The organism is Pantoea sp. (assembly GCF_039594315.1).
Taxonomy (GTDB): Bacteria; Pseudomonadota; Gammaproteobacteria; order Enterobacterales; family Enterobacteriaceae; genus Pantoea.
This window is the reverse complement of sequence record NZ_JBCNNP010000076.1, coordinates 1-16,134: the sequence shown is the minus strand read 5'-3', so window position 1 is coordinate 16,134 and position 16,134 is coordinate 1. Positions and strand designations below refer to the sequence as shown.

Here is a 16,134-nt window from a genome sequence, read left to right as displayed (position 1 = left end):
AGATATAGTAGTGCTGATGGCATTTCAGAGTTTTTTCATAAGTACCTGTTATTTCAGAGCCAGTTTTCGCAAATCAATCCATTTACGCGTGAGAACTCGCGTAAGTTATTTGATACCAGCGTGAGTGCAGTACTGCGGGCGTGACCGGCGATATGCAGGTCATTGAGGCCGATAGGTGTGCCATTTTTCTCCAGTTCTGCGCGAATTGCGCCATAGTGAAAAGCGGCTCTGGCATCGTAATTGAGCACATCCAGGCGTGAGACAAAATCTTCAACCACACGCAAGTTTCGCTCGGGAAACGCACTCTTTTCTGAACCATGAAACAGTTCTGCCAACGTGATTGATGAAATCACCATACGGCCAACATTGGCATTGAAACGTTCTAACACCTCGATTGGCCGCCGCTTGATAACGTAGATAACAATGTTGGTATCCAGCATATAGCGATGCATTAAAAATCTTCCCTTTCCGTTTGTTCTTGTGATGCACGCTCGTCCATAAAATCTTCGCTAACCGTTGGGCCATCAAGGAAAAAGCTGTCCCAGGCATTTTCAATTGGAACCAAGATACGTTCATTGCCAACGGCCCTGACGAAGACGTTTTTTACATCATCAGGGAATCGAACATCTGCTGGAATTCGCACATTCTGTGTTCTATTACTGGTAAATACCGTACCTCGCGACATATAAACCTCCTCAGTGAATCACTGGTTAAAGTTTACGCTCTTTCTGCTATATAGCAATGGTGTATAGCAGGTCATTCTGTAGCAAGTTGCGCCGTTTTCTTCTTGCGTCGCAGCTTATCCATCATCAAATACACCACTGGCGTAGTGTAAAGCGTCAGCAGTTGGCTCATCACTAAACCGCCAGCGATGGTGATGCCGAGCGGTTGGCGCAGTTCAGCGCCGTCGCCGCTGGTCAGGACTAACGGCAGCGCGCCAAACAGTGCCGCTAAGGTGGTCATCAGAATCGGACGGAAACGCAGCTGACATGCCTGGAAAATGGCGTCGCGCGCTGACAGATTGCCGTTACGCTCAGCATCTAAGGCGAAATCGACCATCATGATGGCGTTTTTCTTTACGATACCTATCAGCAGCAAAATACCGATCAACGCAATCAAGCTAAACGGCGTGCTGAACAGTTCCAGCGCCAGCAAGGCACCCACGCCCGCCGATGGCAGCGTGGAGAGAATGGTCAGCGGATGGACGTAACTTTCGTACAGAATCCCCAGCACGATGTACACCGCCGCAATCGCCGCCAGCATCAAGTAAAGCTGGTTGGATTGTGATTGCTGGAACACCTGCGCGGTACCGGCAAAACTGCCGCGTACCGTTGAAGGCACGCCAATCGCGGTGACGGTACGATCAATCGCATCCGACGCTTGCGACAACGACACGCCTTCCGGCAGATTGAACGAGATGGTTGACGCGGCAGACAAGCCTTGATGATTCACCGCCAGCGGCGCATTGGCCGGTTGCCATTTGGCAAACCAACTGAGCGGAATCGCTTTGCCATCACTGTTAATCACAAACATCTGATCCAACGAGCTGATGTCTTGCGTGTAACGCGGATCCACTTCCATCACCACTTTGTACTGGTTGAGCGGCTGGTAAATGGTGGAGATTTGGCGCTGACCAAACGCGTTATTCAGCAAGGCGTTGGCGGCGGAGACGTCGATGCCCAGCCGCGCCATGCTTTCACGATCGTAAGTCAGATTCATTTCGCTGCCGTTGTCCTGCTGATCCGAGTTAACGTCGGCCAGCTCGGGCAGGGCGGCAAATGCCTGGCGGATTTTCGGCTCCCATTCACGTAAATCTGCAAGGTTGTCCGACAGCAAACTGTATTGATAGCTGGCGTTGGATTCACGCCCGCCGATGCGAATATCCTGTACCGCGTTGAGATACAGATTAGCGCCTGGTTCTTTCGCCAGCTTGATGCGCAGGCGCGCAATCACTTCCTGCGCACTTTCGCTGCGTTCAGAAAGCGGTTTGAGTGACACAAACATCGAACCGCTGTTGGTGCGTGAACCGCCGGTAAAGCCGGTAACGTTATCCACCGCCGGATCGGCTTTGATGATGTTCATGAAATCTTGCAACTTGCCGCGCATCGCCTGGAAGGAAATGCTCTGATCCGCCGAGATAAAGCCTTGCAGTCGCCCGGTATCTTGTTCAGGCATAAAGGTTTTGGGGATTGAGATAAACAGCCAAACGGTGAGCGCCACGGTGCCGAGAAGCAGCATTAACACCCAAATGGCGTGATTCAGCACCCAACCGAGCGAGCGTCCATAGCCGTTTTGCACTTTCATCAGTAGCTTGCCAAAACCGCGGGTGCGCGGCTGGCTACGTTTGACCTGCGGCTTGAGCAAATAGGCGCACATCATCGGCGTCAGCGTTACCGAGATGAACAGCGAAATCAGGATCGCCACGGATAGCGTGATGGCAAATTCCGAGAAGAAGCGCCCAATAATGCCGCCGAGCATCAGCAGTGGCAGGAACACGGCAATCAGCGACAAACTCATCGATAGCACGGTAAAGCCCACTTCGCGCACGCCGGTTAGCGCCGCTTGCAACGGTTTCATACCGGCTTCGACATGGCGCGCGATGTTCTCCAGCACCACAATCGCGTCATCCACCACAAAACCAGTGGCGATGGTCAGCGCCATCAGCGACAGGTTATTCAGGCTGAAACCGCACAAATACATCGCGGCGAAAGTACCAATCAAAGACACCGGCACCGCAGCGGCGGGAATCAAGGTGGCGCGCCAGTCGCGCAGGAAAGCAAACACCACCAGAATCACCAGCGCCACGGCGATAATCAGCGACTGCTCGACTTCATGCAGTGAAGCTCGAATGGTCGGCGAACGATCCTGAGCGATTTGCAGATCGATCGCGGCAGGAATCACGTCATGCAGTTCTGGCAGTTCGCTACGAATGCGATCCACGGTATCAATAATGTTGGCTTCCGGTGACTTCCGCACCACCAGCAATACCGCCGCTTTGCCGTTGGTCATCCCGGCGTTGCGCACGTCCTGCACCGAATCCTGCACGTTGGCAACATCGCTGAGCCGCACTGCTGCGCCGTTGTTGTAATGCACCACCAGCGGCTGATATTCGCTGGCGGTTTGCAATTCATCGTTGGTGCGTACCTGCCAGCGCTGCTTCACATCATCAATCGCGCCTTGTGGACGACGTTGGTTGGCATTGCTGATGGCGGTGCGCACCGCATCCAGCGACACGCCTTGGTTGAACAGCGCTTGTGGGTTGAGATCGACACGCACCGCCGGTAGCGAACTGCCGCCAACCGTGACATCGCCAACCCCTTCGATTTGCGACAGTTTCTGCGCCAGTTGCGTTGAGGCGTAATCATACAGCTGACCGGGATTATAAATGTCCGAAGTCAGCGTCAGGATCATGATTGGCGCATCGGACGGGTTGGCTTTGCGGTAGCTCGGGCGGCTCGGCATGCCGGTGGGCAACAGGCTTTGCGCCGCGTTAATCGCCGCCTGCACATCACGCGCCGCACCGTTGATGTCGCGATCAAAATCGAACACCAAAATAATGCGCGTGCTGCCCAGCGAACTGGTCGAGGTCATTTCGCTAACGCCCGCAATGCGGCCCAATGAACGCTCCAGCGGCGTGGCAACCGAAGCCGCCATGGTTTCTGGTGACGCACCGGGTAACGAGGCAGAAATTAAAATTACCGGGAAATCCAGCTGCGGCAGCGGTGCAACCGGCAGCAGACGGAAACCGAGAATCCCGGCCAACGCAATGGCGATGGTGAGCAGCGTTGTCGCTACCGGACGATGGATGAACAGGGCGAAGAACTTCACGGCTGCGCCTCCGAGCGCTTAAAGCGACGGCGCGTGGCGTGAGACAGGCGATCAAACAGCAGATAGATCACCGGCGTGGTAAACAGCGTGAGCACCTGGCTGACCACCAAACCGCCGACCATCGCGATACCCAGCGGACGACGCAATTCCGCACCCATGCCGGTACTCAACATCAGTGGCAGCGCACCGAGCAATGCGGCTAGCGTCGTCATCAGAATCGGGCGGAAACGCAATAAACAGGCCTGATAAATCGCTTCACGCGGCGGCATGCCTTGCTCACGTTCCGCCGCCAGAGCGAAGTCGATCATCATGATGGCGTTTTTCTTCACGATACCGATCAGCAGGATGATGCCGATGATGGCGATGATATCCAACTCGTTGCCGCTCAGCATTAATGCCAGCAGCGCACCGACACCGGCGGTCGGCAGCGTCGAAAGAATGGTGATCGGGTGGATAAAGCTCTCATACAGCACGCCGAGCACGATATACATCGCCACCACCGCCGCGACAATCAGCCACACGGTGCTGGATAACGCCGCTTCGAACGCCAGCGTGCTGCCCTGGAATTGCGTCATCATTTCGGCAGGCATACCAACCTGATCTTCCGCTGCGCTGACTGCTTTTACCGCCTCGCCCAACGAATAACCTTCGGCCACATCAAATGAGAAAGTGGCCGACGGGAACTGGTCGAGATGGTTGATGCTTAACGCGGCGTGGCGTTCTTCGATCTGCGCAATCGCGCTCAGCGGCACGCTGCCGCCATCGCTGCTGTTGAGGCGAATGCCATCGAGACTCGCCAAACCCGGCGTGGCATCGTTGTTCTGCTCCAGCACCACGCGATATTGGTTGGCTTGGGTGTAAATAGTGGAAATCAGACGCTGACCAAAGGCGTTATACAGCGCGTTATCCACGTCGGCCATGCTGATGCCGAGGCGGCTGGCGCTGTCACGATCAACGCGCACAAAGGCTTCTAAACCTTGATCCTGCCAATCGCTGCTCACATCGCGCAATTCAGGCAAGGTGTTGAGTTGCTCCAGCAGTTTCGGCACCCACAAGCTGAGTGATTCCAGTGAACCGGATTGCAAGGTGAATTGATACGGCGTGCGGCTGGCTTGAGTATCAATAGTGAGATCCTGCACCGGTTGCAGCCACATGCTGACCCCCGGCACACGATCAATCGCCTGTTGCAGACGCTTTTGCACCACTGGAATGCGGTCATCACGTTGATCCAGCGGTTTGAGATTGATTTGCAGGCGGGCGCTGTTCAGTGCGGCATTGGTGCCATCGACGCCCACGAACGACGTCATGCTCTGCACCGCCGGATCTTTCATGATGATCGAGGCCACATCGCGCGTACGTTCCGCCATATTGGCGTAGGAAACCGACTGCGGAGCCTGCAAGGTGCCCTGAATAATGCTGTTGTCCTGCTGCGGGAAGAAGCCTTTCGGAATCATAATCCACAGCAACACGGTGATCAGTAAGGTGCCGAGCGCCACTGACAGCGTGATCCACGGATGCAGCAACACGCGGGTTAATCCACGACCATACACCGCGATAATGCGATCAAACATCGCTTCGCTGGCGCGTGAGAAGCGGTTCTGTTTACGCAGCGATTCGGCACTCAGCATGCGCGCGCACATCATTGGCGTCAGCGTTAATGACACTACGGCAGAAATCAGAATCGCCACCGCCAGCGTCACGGCAAATTCGCGGAACAGGCGACCAATCACATCGCCCATGAACAGCAACGGAATCAGTACCGCGATCAGCGAGAAGGTGAGGGAGATAATGGTGAAGCCAATCTCGCCCGCGCCTTTCAGCGCCGCCGTCATCGGCTTCTCACCTTTTTCGATGTAGCGCGAAATGTTCTCGATCACCACGATGGCGTCATCCACCACAAAACCGGTGGCGATGGTCAGCGCCATCAATGTGAGGTTGTTGATCGAGAAGCCGAGGAAATACATCGCGGCGAAAGTACCCACCAGCGACAGCGGCACGGCAACCGCGGGAATAATAGTGGCCGGTACGTTACGCAGGAACAGGTAGATGATCATTACCACCAATCCCATCGCCAAAATCAGTTCGTGTTGCGTATCACTGACCGAGGCGCGGATGTTGGTGGTGCGGTCGGTCAACAACTTCACATCCACCGATTTTGGCAGCGTGGCGGTGAGCGCGGGCAGCATGGCGCGGATGTTATCGGCGGTAGCGATGATATTGGCGCCAGGCTGACGTTGCACGTTGAGCACAATCGCCGGTTGGCGGTTGGCCCATGCGCCGAGCCAACTGTTTTCAGCACCTTGCTCGATAGTAGCAACGTCACCCAAACGTACCGGCGCGCCGTTGTTATAGCTGATGATCAGCTTGCGATAATCTTCCGCCGAGGTCATCTGGTCGTTGGCAGAAAGGGTAATTGAGCGCGTTGGGCCGTCGAGGCTACCTTTCGCCGAGTTGACGTTGGCATTGGTGATGGCGGTACGCACCGATTCGCTGGTCAAACCTAATGCTGCCAGCGCTTGTGCATTCATCTTCACGCGTACCGCTGGACGTTGCCCTCCCGACAGCGTCACCAAACCGACCCCGGAAACCTGCGAAATTTTTTGTGCCACGCGGGTTTCCACCATGTCTTGCACTTGCGTCAACGGCATGCTGGTGGTGGTGACGGCCAGTGTCATGATCGGTGGATCGGCTGGATTGACTTTGCTGTAAACCGGCGGATTCGGCAGATCGTTAGGCAACAAGTTAGTGGCGGAGTTAATCGCCGCTTGCACTTCCTGCTCGGCGACATCCAGCGACAGCGTCAGCTGGAATTGCAGCGTCACCACTGAAGCGCCGCCGGAACTCTGCGATGACATCTGTTTCAGGCCGGACATCTGGCCAAACTGGCGCTCAAGCGGTGCGGTGATCGACGAGGTGACCACATCCGGGCTGGCGCCGGGATAGAGCGTCACTACCTGAATGGTCGGGTAATCGACTTCTGGCAACGCCGAAACAGGCAGAAAACGGTAGCCAAGGACACCCGCCAACAAGATGGCGATCATTAATAAGGTAGTCGCGACCGGGCGCAGAATAAACTGGCGTGATGGCCCGCCACTGGTATCAGGAGGCATCACCTGCATTATTGACGCTCTCCGCGTGCCGGTTGCGCAGCGCGCGTGCTGTGCGAGGCGGTGCTTTGCGGGGCAACGATTTCAACCGTGGCGCCTTCGGTCAAACGATCCAGACCATCGGTGACGACGCGATCGCCGGCTTCCAGACCGGCGCTAATCACCACTTTCTGGCTATCCTGCAAACCGGCGGTGACGCGTTTTTTGCTCACTTTGTTATCGCTGTTTACCACCCAAACAAAGTGGCCGTCATTGCTCATCTGCAAGGCAGCAGTTGGAATCACCACCGCATCCTGCAAGGTATCGACCTTGAGACGCGCGTTAACGAACTGGTTAGGGAACAACGCATCGTCTTCGTTATTGAAGCGTGCTTTCAGTTTTATGGTGCCGGTGGTGGCGTCGATTTGGTTATCAATACTCAGCAAATTGCCGCTGGTGAGCAGGGTTTTGTTGCTGCGATCCCAGGCTTCGACGATCAACGGCTGGCCGCTTTTCTGCGCCTTAAGGATTTGGCTGATGTTGTTCTCCGCCACGCTGAATACCACGTCAATCGGGTGCGTTTCGGTGATCACCACTAAACCGGTGGTATCGCCGGAAGTAATGTAGTTGCCGACATCAACCTGCTTCAAACCGACGCGTCCGCTGATCGGTGCGGTAATGCGGCTGTAGGTTAGATTGAGTTGCGCGCTGGCGACGTTACCTTCATCAGCTTTGATAGTGCCGAGCGTTTCACTCACCAGCGAGCGTTGCGTATCGAGTTCTTGCTGCGAAACCAGCGACGTTTTCGCCAGTTTTTCATAACGGCTGAGATCGCGGCGGGCATTGGCCAGCGTGGCCTGGTCTTTCGCCAGTTGGCCTTGCGCCTGGGTTAATGCCACTTGATAAGGACGCGGATCGATTTCGGCCAGTAGCGCACCGACGGCCACTTGCTGACCTTCCTGGAAGTGCAACGCCATTAATTGACCATCAACCCGGCTGCGCACCGTGACGGTATTGGCGGCGGTAACCGTGCCCAGGCCGCTGAGGAAGTAAGGCACGCTTTCGGTAGTGGCGGCGGCGGCTTGCACTGGCGCTAACGGACGTTTGCCGCCAGCTCCGCGTCCGCGATGTTGCTGGCCTTCGGCCTGCGCTGCTTTATTGGGTTCCGCTGGATGTTGCCACCAGTAATATCCGCCAGCCACGACGGCAATTGCGGCTACGATCAGCAAACTTGTTTTTAGTCGACGGTTTTTCAATCTGTGTGCTCTCCAGCGGTTCGTTTTCCCAAAGTGCGGTGCCTAAAAAGCGGTATCGCAAACGAAATGATTGTAGTCGCCCGGACCGGGCAAAAATTGAAGGAAATAAGAATATCGCCCCAACGACGCTAAGTATTCATATTCTGTAAATATTCTGGCAGGAATAGGCATAAGCGCGACGATTTCCTTTGCTAAGCTCAATAACAGACCTGTCTCGTTTGAATAAGGAGAACAAAATGAGTCAACAGAAACTCCGCCAACTTGGCGACAGTGGTATTGAAGTTCCCCGTCTCACGTTTGGCGGCAATGTGTTTGGCTGGACGGTAGATGAAAAGACCTCATTTTCACTGCTTGATGCGTTGGTGGAGAAAGGATTGTTCTTTATCGATACCGCCGACGTCTATTCGCGCTGGGCACCAGGCAACGCCGGTGGCGAATCGGAAACCATCATCGGTAAATGGCTGAAGAAAAGCGGCAAGCGCGACAGCATCGTGCTGGCAACCAAAGTCGGCATGGAGCTGTCGCCGGAAAAAACCGGTTTGAAACCGGCGTATATCCGCCAGGCGGTGGAAGATTCGCTGCGTCGTCTGCAAACTGACGTCATCGATCTCTATCAGGCGCACCGTGACGATGACACCACGCCGCTGCTGGACACGCTCAAAGCCTTTGATTCGCTGATTAAAGAGGGCAAGGTCCGCGCGATTGGTGCCTCTAACTACAATGCCAAACGCTTGCAGGAAGCGCTGGATGTCAGCAAACAAGCTGGCATCGCGCGTTATGAGACCTTGCAGCCCGAGTACAATTTGTATGATCGTCAGGAGTACGAAAGCGGGCTGGAGCTGGTTGCGGTGAAGAATGGCCTTGGCGTGATTAACTACTATTCGCTGGCCAGCGGCTTCCTCAGCGGCAAATACAAAAAGCCGGAAGATGCCAGCAAGAGTAAGCGTGGGCAGGGCATTGTCGATAAATACCTCAATGAACGCGGCAAACGCATCATTGAAGCGCTAGAAGATGTCGCGGCGTCTCATGATGTGTCGGCTACGCAAGTGGCGCTGGCGTGGCAGATTGCGCGTCCGAGCATTACCGCGCCGATTGTTAGTGCGACGTCGCTGCAACAGTTAGATGAATTAGTGAAAGCCACCGAGTTGCAACTCAGTAAACAAGAGATCGAAGAGCTGGCGAGTGCCAGTAAAGCGTAGTTTCTTGCATCAGGCGGCCTTAGGTCGCCTTTTTCATGGTTTGCCACGCAAAAAATGCCATTCCTGCCAAAAGATATTCATTCATCGATCGGTGTCACAATTGTGCAATCGCACCGTAAACATCCGCTAAACTACGCACTTATTTGCAAAAGTTGCCTTTAGGCCAGCACTATCCTCTTTTCGATCCTTTCCAGTCACTTCATATAAGAAAAAATATCATGAACAGAAAAGAAGCAGTGCAGCAATTACCCCGCCTGGCCGCGGGAACCCTGATGTTTGCGATGCTGAGTGCCTCAGCGATGGCCGCTGATGCCTTCAGTTACGATTCACCGTATATGTTCGGCGATTGGGGCGGTTACCGAACGCAGCTGGAAAATGACGGCATCAAATTCGACGTCAACTACACCATGGAAAGCGCCTCAAACCTGGCCGGTGGTGCGGATACCAATACCTCGATGCGTTACAGCGACCAGTGGGCGTTTGGTGCCAACTTCGATCTCGATAAACTGCTGAATTGGAAAGATGCCCAATTCCAGATGACGATTACCGACCGTAATGGCCGCAACATCTCGGATCAGGTGGCCGATTCGCGCACTGGCATGTTGTCATCCACCCAGGAAGTGTACGGTCGTGGACAAACCTGGCGCTTAACCCAATTTTGGTTAAGTCAGGGCTTGTTTGATAACACCGTTAATCTGAAAGCCGGTCGCGTAACGGTTGGTGAAGATTTCGATAACTTTGACAGTAAGTTCCAGAACCTGGCATTTGGTAGCGGCCAGGCGGGTAACTGGCGTGGCGACCGCTGGTTTAACTGGCCAGTTTCCCAATGGGGCGGACGCGTGAAGGTCAACATCACGCCGGAAGTGTTCTTCCAGGTCGGCTTCTATAACCAGAACAGTTCTAACTACGATCGCGGCGACGGTTTCCGCCTCGATACCAGCAATTCTGAAGGCAATATGGTGCCGGTGGAATTGGGCTGGAAACCGACGTTAGGCGCGGACAAATTGCCGGGTAATTACCGCATTGGTTATTACTACTCATCAGCCAATGGCGATAACTACGGCAGCTGGCGTGATGGCGCTTATCAGAGCAAAGACCATGCCTATGGCGGCTACGTGCTATTGCAACAACAGCTGACCGCGCAGGGCGGCGATGTGAGTCGTGGTTTGGGTGTGACAGTGCAGGCGGTGATGAACGACCACAAAACCTCGAAAACTGACAACTATCAGTCTGTCAGCTTTACCTGGAAAGGGCCGTTCGATGCACGTCCGCAGGATGAGATTGGTGTCGGTGCTGCGCGTATCCACGTTAACAGCGCCTATACGCGTTCACTGCGTGAGCAGAACGATGCTAACGGTGAAACCGACTTCAACAGCCCAACCTATCTGCCGATTCAGGATGGTTCAGAGTACAACTACGAGATCTATTACAACGCTCAGTTGACCAAGTGGCTGCAACTGCGTCCGAACCTGCAATATGTGGTGGCACCGGGTGCGGTGAGCGAAGTGAAAGATGCGTTTGTTGGCGGGATTGCGGCAAATATTAACTTCTGATTGGGTTGAGTTTTAGATCGAGCGAGGTTCCCCTCACCCTAACCCTCTCCCGCAAGCGGGAGAGGGGACTGTTTGGAACTCTCCCACAGGCGGGAGAGGAGACCGTTCGGAGTGAAGTCAATTATCTGAACATCACCTCGGCCCAGCGCGCCAGACCGGCGGTGACGGAGGCGAAATCATCGCCGCTGGCAATTGGCGTATCGGGCAGCGCCTGCTGCAATGCGGCACGAAGTACCGGTGAACGGGCGCTACCGCCGGTGAGATAAATCACTTCCGGCTTGGTTTCACAGGTGGCGAGCGCCAAATGCACTTGCTCAAGAATACGTTCCAGCGGTTGATTAATCGCTTCTTCTAACTGAGTTGCGCTGATGTTCGCCTGCAATTGTGCGGCGATAAATGCCAGCGAAGCGTCAGTTTCAGCCACATCCGACAGCGCAATTTTGCTCTCCTCCGCCGCGCGCACCAAGCGATAGCTCAACTTCTGCTGCCATACTTTCAGCAGATGCGTCACTTTATCGGCCTGCTCCGCGTCACGAATCAAATCGCGCAACAATTTGCCGCTGGCCGCAGAGTAAAAATCACTTTGCGCCGGAACATCGTTAATCGCTACCGCATTCCACCACGGTAGCGCAGGCAGCGCGGTGCCTTTCTGCGTGTTGCCGCCGAGACCGAGCAGCGGCATCAAGGTTTTAAAGGCCAACATAATGTCGAGATCGTTACCGCCGACGCGGCAACCACTGTGGCCCAGCAGACTTTCGCGGCGGTCAGTTTTATGCCGCCATTCCGGGCCCATCAGCAGCATCGAACAGTCGGTGGTACCGCCGCCGATATCAACCACTAAAACGCGAGTCTCTTTCTCTAAACTCGCTTCGAAGTCCAGACCAGCGGCAACCGGCTCAAATTGGAACTCCACATCGCGGAAACCGGCACGTTGAGCCGCACGCAGCAGAATGCCTTGTGCTTGCTGGTTGGCCTCTTCACCACCTAAGCCTTGGAAGTTGATTGGACGACCAATCACCGCTTGCTCAATTGGACGATCTAGCTGGGTTTCACCTTGCTGGCGAATGTGCAGCATCATCGCGCACACCAAATCTTCGAAAAAGGCGATTTGCTGCGGCTTTAGGCCATTAGCGCCAAGGAAGGATTTCGGTGATTTCACGAACCACACTTCTTCCGGATCAACCATATATTGCTGGAGCGCAGTCAAACCGAACTGCACGCTGCCTGGCGTAACATCGATGTCTTCGTCGCGGTTATAACGCAGCGCGCGCTGCAACAGGGCGGTGCCTTCGCTGTCTGGCGTGGGCACTTGATGATGACGATGCAACCATTCGCTAATCGCTTCACGCGTCGGGGCACAAATCATGGAGGGAAGCAGGCGCTGACCATTCTCCAGTGTCAGCAGGCGCGGCGTGCCGTTATCACTCACTGCAATTGAACAGTTGGCCGTGCCGTAATCGAATCCGATAAACATATTTATCCCCCATGCCGGAAAAAAGGGGGCGACTTTAGCGCAGCTCGCGCAGGCTGGCAATACGCAGAAGCGGCAGATTACATCTGCACTTCCTGATAAACGTGATACTGACCACGACCAGCATGTTTTGCGCTGTAACAGGCAACATCGGCCTGTGACATCACCACATTACTGATGCAGTTGTGTTGATCAATTTGCGTGATGCCGGCGCTCGCGCCCACGTGATACAACTCATTCTGCCAGACAAAGCGGTATTCACTGACGGCGGTAACAATGTTTTGCACCACGTCGCGTACTTGATCAACTTCGCAATTCGGCAGCAGTACACCAAATTCGTCGCCGCCTAAACGCGCCAACATATCGCTGGTGCGCAGATGATGCGGCATCAATTCAGCCAGCTCGCGCAGCAAGGCATCACCGGCGGCGTGTCCGGCGGTGTCGTTGACCGCTTTAAATTTGTCGAGATCGATAAACACCAACACGTGCTGAGTTTTGTTGGCCGCAGCGTCATTCACCAGGCGTTTGAGCAGCTGCTCGAAGCTGTGGCGGTTCGGCAGCCGCGTCAACATATCGTGCGAGGCGCTGTAGCTCAGACGCTTCATCATCTTGCGCGATTCACTGACGTCCTGAATAACCATCACCGCGCCAATGTTGGTGCCGGTTAAGGTTTTCAGCGGCGTGATACTGTAGTGAATCTCCACACGCGCGCCATCTGGCGTGTGCAGCACCAACTCCTCGTCCAGATTCGGCGAGGTTTTTTCACCAGGCAGCTGGCACAGCAATAGGTTTTCCACGCGCGGCCCGCTGGTGCCACGTGTGATATGGAGCAGTTCGGTAATCGCCACGCCCGCAGCTTTCTCTTGCGACCAACCGCTTAAGGTTTCTGCCACCGGATTCATAAAGGTGACGCGCATTTCATCATCGGTACTGATCACCGCTTCGCCGATGGAATCCAGCGTAATCGCCATGCGCTCTTTTTCCTGGAACAGTGCTTCATTCAGCATGCGCAGCGGCGTGATGTCCTGACAAATGCCCAGCATGCGTTCAATCTGACCATCCTGACTCAAAATGCGGTTGGCTTCGGAACGCACATAGCGCGGGCCGTCGGGCAGGTTGATGCGATACTCAAGATGGAAGGCGCTGCGGCGTTCAATCGCTTGCTGAATGATCAGCGCACAGCGTTCACGCTCCGATTCATCCAGCAGATGCAGCCACAAATCATACGAAGGCGCTTGATGCGGATTGAAGCCGAACAGCTCATACATGCGCTTGTCCCACAGCATTTCGCCGGTCAGCAAATTCCATTCCCACACGCCAATGCCGCCGGCTTCGTTCGCCAGCGTGATGCGCTCCATCAAGCGGCGATTAACCTGTTCGCTCTGCTTCAGTTCGGAGATATCGACGATCTGCGCGATAAAATAGTGTGGCTGTGCCGCCGCATCGCGCACCATCGAAACCGTTAAGCGCGCCCAGACAATCTCGCCATCTTTGCGGAAATAACGCTTCTCCATGGTGTACGTCATGATGTCGCCGGCCACCAGACGCTCCAACTGCTGCAAATCGCTGTTGAGATCGTCGGGATGGGTGATTTGCTGGAACGTGAGTTTTTTCAGCTCATCCGCCGGGAAACCCAACGTTTGGCATAGCGATTGATTAACTTGCTGCCAGCCGCCGTTCGGTGATACCAACGCCATACCAATCGCCGAATATTCCATCGCGTTACGAAAGCGGGTTTCACTCTCACTGATATGCAGTTTCTCGCGCTGGAAAGCATCCATCACCAGCGCCATAACGTGACTTGGCAGCAACACCAGCAGGAACGGCAACCAGGTGCTGATCTGTCCAAGTAGCAGGCCATTTTGCGCCAGATTGACCCAGTTGAACGCCAGCAGAGTTGAGATGAAGCTAGCATTGATGAAAAACAACAAAAAGGCTTCAAACTTGGGCAGACGCACCGCGCACCAGAACAGAATCACCACAATAAAGGTGAACGGCCACGGCAGAAAACGCAGCGATAAATAGCTGGCAAGCAGCGTAACAATCACCGTTAGACAAGTTTCGATCTGGCGGCCGGGCGTAATAATCTCGCGCAGCGGTTTGTTCGGCCATAGCAGTAAAACCGGGCCAAACGCCAGCACGCCAATCACCTCGGAAATCACCCACGTAAAAAAGAACGGCAACGACGCATTGCTGCCAACGTGTAACATCCACAATGCGACCACGCCGCCAAGTAACGGTGCGATTAAACCGGCGCACAGCGCAAAACGTACCCAATCGAGCAACGAGTTAAGTGGCGCGCGGCGATTGAGCAAGGCGCGCAACATCAATCCGCCCAGTACCGCTTGCACCATATTTAAGATGGCAAATTTGATATTGCTAAGGGCCGGGCCGATGATCAGCAGATTCGCCAGCGCCGTTCCCAACACACAACAAAACAGCAACAGAGGAACCTGTTTCGAGGGCGCACGAAACACCACTACCGTCATTAAAGCGGTGGAGTACCAAAGTGGGGAAATACGGCCGCTGACAACAATCAGTTCCAGGCAAAACAGCGTCAGCAGAAAGGCCAGCCCGCCAATGAGCAGGGCATTGAGCCATGTTCTTTGTGGTCTATCCTGTGAAGTCAATATTTCGAGGGTCATGCACGAATCCAGCAGCGCGCATCTATTACACATTGAAAAATGCGCCAATCAATCTCTGTTTTGCATGCTAGCACATCTATTTAAGATGTCTGCGCAGAAATCTATTTTCCCCTTTATTCGCTGAATTGATTGGCACTTTGCTTCGCTACGAAATTATAAACGGCGTAATAAATCGGCGCGGGTGAAGGGTTTTTCTAATCCGGCGAGATTGGCAGAGAAACGTTCAAGGAACTGCTGCGTGGTGGCAACACGACCGTGCCCCAACAGCAACAGCGGCACCAGAAACGCCACGCCGACCTGCGGCAAACTAAAGCCTTTCAGCGCGGTGCGACGCTGCGTGAGCAGAAATGCGGTGCTCAGGGTGAAGCCAAGCATCAAACCTGCCAGCACTTCGCTTTTAGAGTGCGCGTGAATCACCAGGCGTGAGAAGCCTACCATCAGCGGAATAACGTAACCGATGCCGATGGTGGCAATACGCCAGCGCGGCGACCAGCGACCGGAAATCAGCCACATCATCACTGGCCAAAGGGTGGCAGACATGGCGCTGTGTCCGCTGAAACCGGTGAAGTTAAATCTGGCGCTACCAATGCCAAAACCAAGGAACAGGATTTTTGAGACGCTAACGATCAGGCCCGCCAGACCAAACGCCAGCAGCCAATACCATACCGTTTGGCGGTTGTCGCTTTTCCATGGCAACACCAGCGCGATAATCACCGCGGTGGGGATCAGCAACATGCTGTCGCCAAAATAGGTGAGGGTTTTCCAGCTCATACTTTTCCTTGTGGCTACAATCAGAGTACCAACGCCCGCTACAGTGTTGGCAGATGAACAGTGTATCGATTAAGCGTCTGGCTGCAAAAGGGGATATTCTGAAAAGCCGCAGGCCCATTTCTCTGGCATCAAACCGGTGAAATACCTATAATTGCCGCCAACTAACCCTCTCATTCGGCCCGTTGTAGCTTCGGCTTAAGCAGGCTCCAGTTATCAGGTCTTAAAAAAGTATGACTGACAAGTCTCATCAGTGCGTGATCGTTGGCATCGCAGGTGCATCCGCATCCGGAAAAAGTCTTATCGCCAGCACGCTCTATCGTGAAAT

The 16,134-nt window shown here is 54.6% G+C and carries 10 protein-coding genes and 1 pseudogene; 3 read left to right on the top strand and 8 right to left on the bottom strand.

Going from position 1 to position 16,134, the window contains the following annotated elements; genetic code table 11:
• Nucleotides 1–53: 53 nt before the first annotated feature.
• The 5 genes from vapC to ABDW13_RS22095 all read right to left on the bottom strand — a co-directional run bounded on the left by vapC (nt 54) and on the right by ABDW13_RS22095 (nt 8,170).
• Complete coding sequence (gene vapC / locus ABDW13_RS22115; protein WP_343554675.1) at nt 54–452, bottom strand: tRNA(fMet)-specific endonuclease VapC; 399 nt, start codon at nt 450–452, stop codon at nt 54–56.
• Nucleotides 452–685, bottom strand: coding sequence for a type II toxin-antitoxin system VapB family antitoxin (gene vapB, locus ABDW13_RS22110; protein WP_343554674.1), 234 nt, complete (start codon nt 683–685; stop codon nt 452–454). The genes vapC and vapB overlap by 1 nt, the downstream gene beginning before the upstream one ends.
• 71 nt (nt 686–756) lie before the next feature.
• Entirely contained in the window at nt 757–3,828 is a 3,072-nt protein-coding gene (mdtC, locus tag ABDW13_RS22105; RefSeq protein WP_343554673.1) for a multidrug efflux RND transporter permease subunit MdtC, read from the bottom strand.
• Nucleotides 3,825–6,947, bottom strand: a complete 3,123-nt coding sequence (locus ABDW13_RS22100; RefSeq protein WP_343554672.1) for an MdtB/MuxB family multidrug efflux RND transporter permease subunit — start codon at nt 6,945–6,947, stop codon at nt 3,825–3,827. The genes mdtC and ABDW13_RS22100 overlap by 4 nt, the downstream gene beginning before the upstream one ends.
• Nucleotides 6,947–8,170, bottom strand: a complete 1,224-nt coding sequence (locus ABDW13_RS22095; protein WP_343554671.1) for an MdtA/MuxA family multidrug efflux RND transporter periplasmic adaptor subunit — start codon at nt 8,168–8,170, stop codon at nt 6,947–6,949. Before ABDW13_RS22095 ends, ABDW13_RS22100 begins: the two co-directional genes overlap by 1 nt.
• Before the next feature lie 236 nt (nt 8,171–8,406).
• Here ABDW13_RS22095 and ABDW13_RS22090 point away from each other — a divergent pair, with 236 nt between their 5' ends.
• On the top strand, nt 8,407–9,369 hold the full coding sequence (locus ABDW13_RS22090) for an aldo/keto reductase (RefSeq protein WP_343554670.1): 963 nt from the start codon (nt 8,407–8,409) through the stop codon (nt 9,367–9,369).
• 218 nt (nt 9,370–9,587) lie between these two features.
• Nucleotides 9,588–10,922 (top strand): carbohydrate porin, encoded by a 1,335-nt coding sequence (locus tag ABDW13_RS22085; protein ID WP_343554669.1) that lies wholly within the window; start codon nt 9,588–9,590, stop codon nt 10,920–10,922.
• A 121-nt stretch (nt 10,923–11,043) separates the two neighbouring features.
• Here the strand turns inward: ABDW13_RS22085 and yegD are convergent, their stop codons facing one another.
• From yegD to ABDW13_RS22070, 3 genes are all read right to left on the bottom strand, one after another.
• Nucleotides 11,044–12,396, bottom strand: coding sequence for a molecular chaperone (yegD, locus tag ABDW13_RS22080; RefSeq protein WP_343554668.1), 1,353 nt, complete (start codon nt 12,394–12,396; stop codon nt 11,044–11,046).
• A 77-nt stretch (nt 12,397–12,473) separates the two neighbouring features.
• Nucleotides 12,474–15,038, bottom strand: a complete 2,565-nt coding sequence (locus tag ABDW13_RS22075; protein ID WP_343554667.1) for a diguanylate cyclase — start codon at nt 15,036–15,038, stop codon at nt 12,474–12,476.
• A gap of 153 nt (nt 15,039–15,191) precedes the next feature.
• Nucleotides 15,192–15,809, bottom strand: coding sequence for a phosphatase PAP2 family protein (locus ABDW13_RS22070; protein ID WP_343554666.1), 618 nt, complete (start codon nt 15,807–15,809; stop codon nt 15,192–15,194).
• A gap of 230 nt (nt 15,810–16,039) precedes the next feature.
• On the opposite strand from ABDW13_RS22070, the pseudogene ABDW13_RS22065 reads away from it, so the two are divergent.
• Nucleotides 16,040–16,134 (top strand): annotated as a pseudogene (locus ABDW13_RS22065) (uridine kinase); the annotation flags it as partial.

What these genes read in the sequence shown, in the direction of transcription:
- vapC (WP_343554675.1), bottom strand. Translation starts at nt 452, where the DNA reads ATGCATCGCTATATGCTGGATACCAACATTGTTATCTACGTTATCAAG.
- vapB (WP_343554674.1), bottom strand. Translation starts at nt 685, where the DNA reads ATGTCGCGAGGTACGGTATTTACCAGTAATAGAACACAGAATGTGCGA.
- ABDW13_RS22100 (WP_343554672.1), bottom strand. Translation starts at nt 6,947, where the DNA reads ATGCAGGTGATGCCTCCTGATACCAGTGGCGGGCCATCACGCCAGTTT.
- ABDW13_RS22090 (WP_343554670.1), top strand. Translation starts at nt 8,407, where the DNA reads ATGAGTCAACAGAAACTCCGCCAACTTGGCGACAGTGGTATTGAAGTT.
- ABDW13_RS22085 (WP_343554669.1), top strand. Translation starts at nt 9,588, where the DNA reads ATGAACAGAAAAGAAGCAGTGCAGCAATTACCCCGCCTGGCCGCGGGA.
- yegD (WP_343554668.1), bottom strand. Translation starts at nt 12,396, where the DNA reads ATGTTTATCGGATTCGATTACGGCACGGCCAACTGTTCAATTGCAGTG.
- ABDW13_RS22075 (WP_343554667.1), bottom strand. Translation starts at nt 15,038, where the DNA reads ATGACCCTCGAAATATTGACTTCACAGGATAGACCACAAAGAACATGG.
- ABDW13_RS22070 (WP_343554666.1), bottom strand. Translation starts at nt 15,809, where the DNA reads ATGAGCTGGAAAACCCTCACCTATTTTGGCGACAGCATGTTGCTGATC.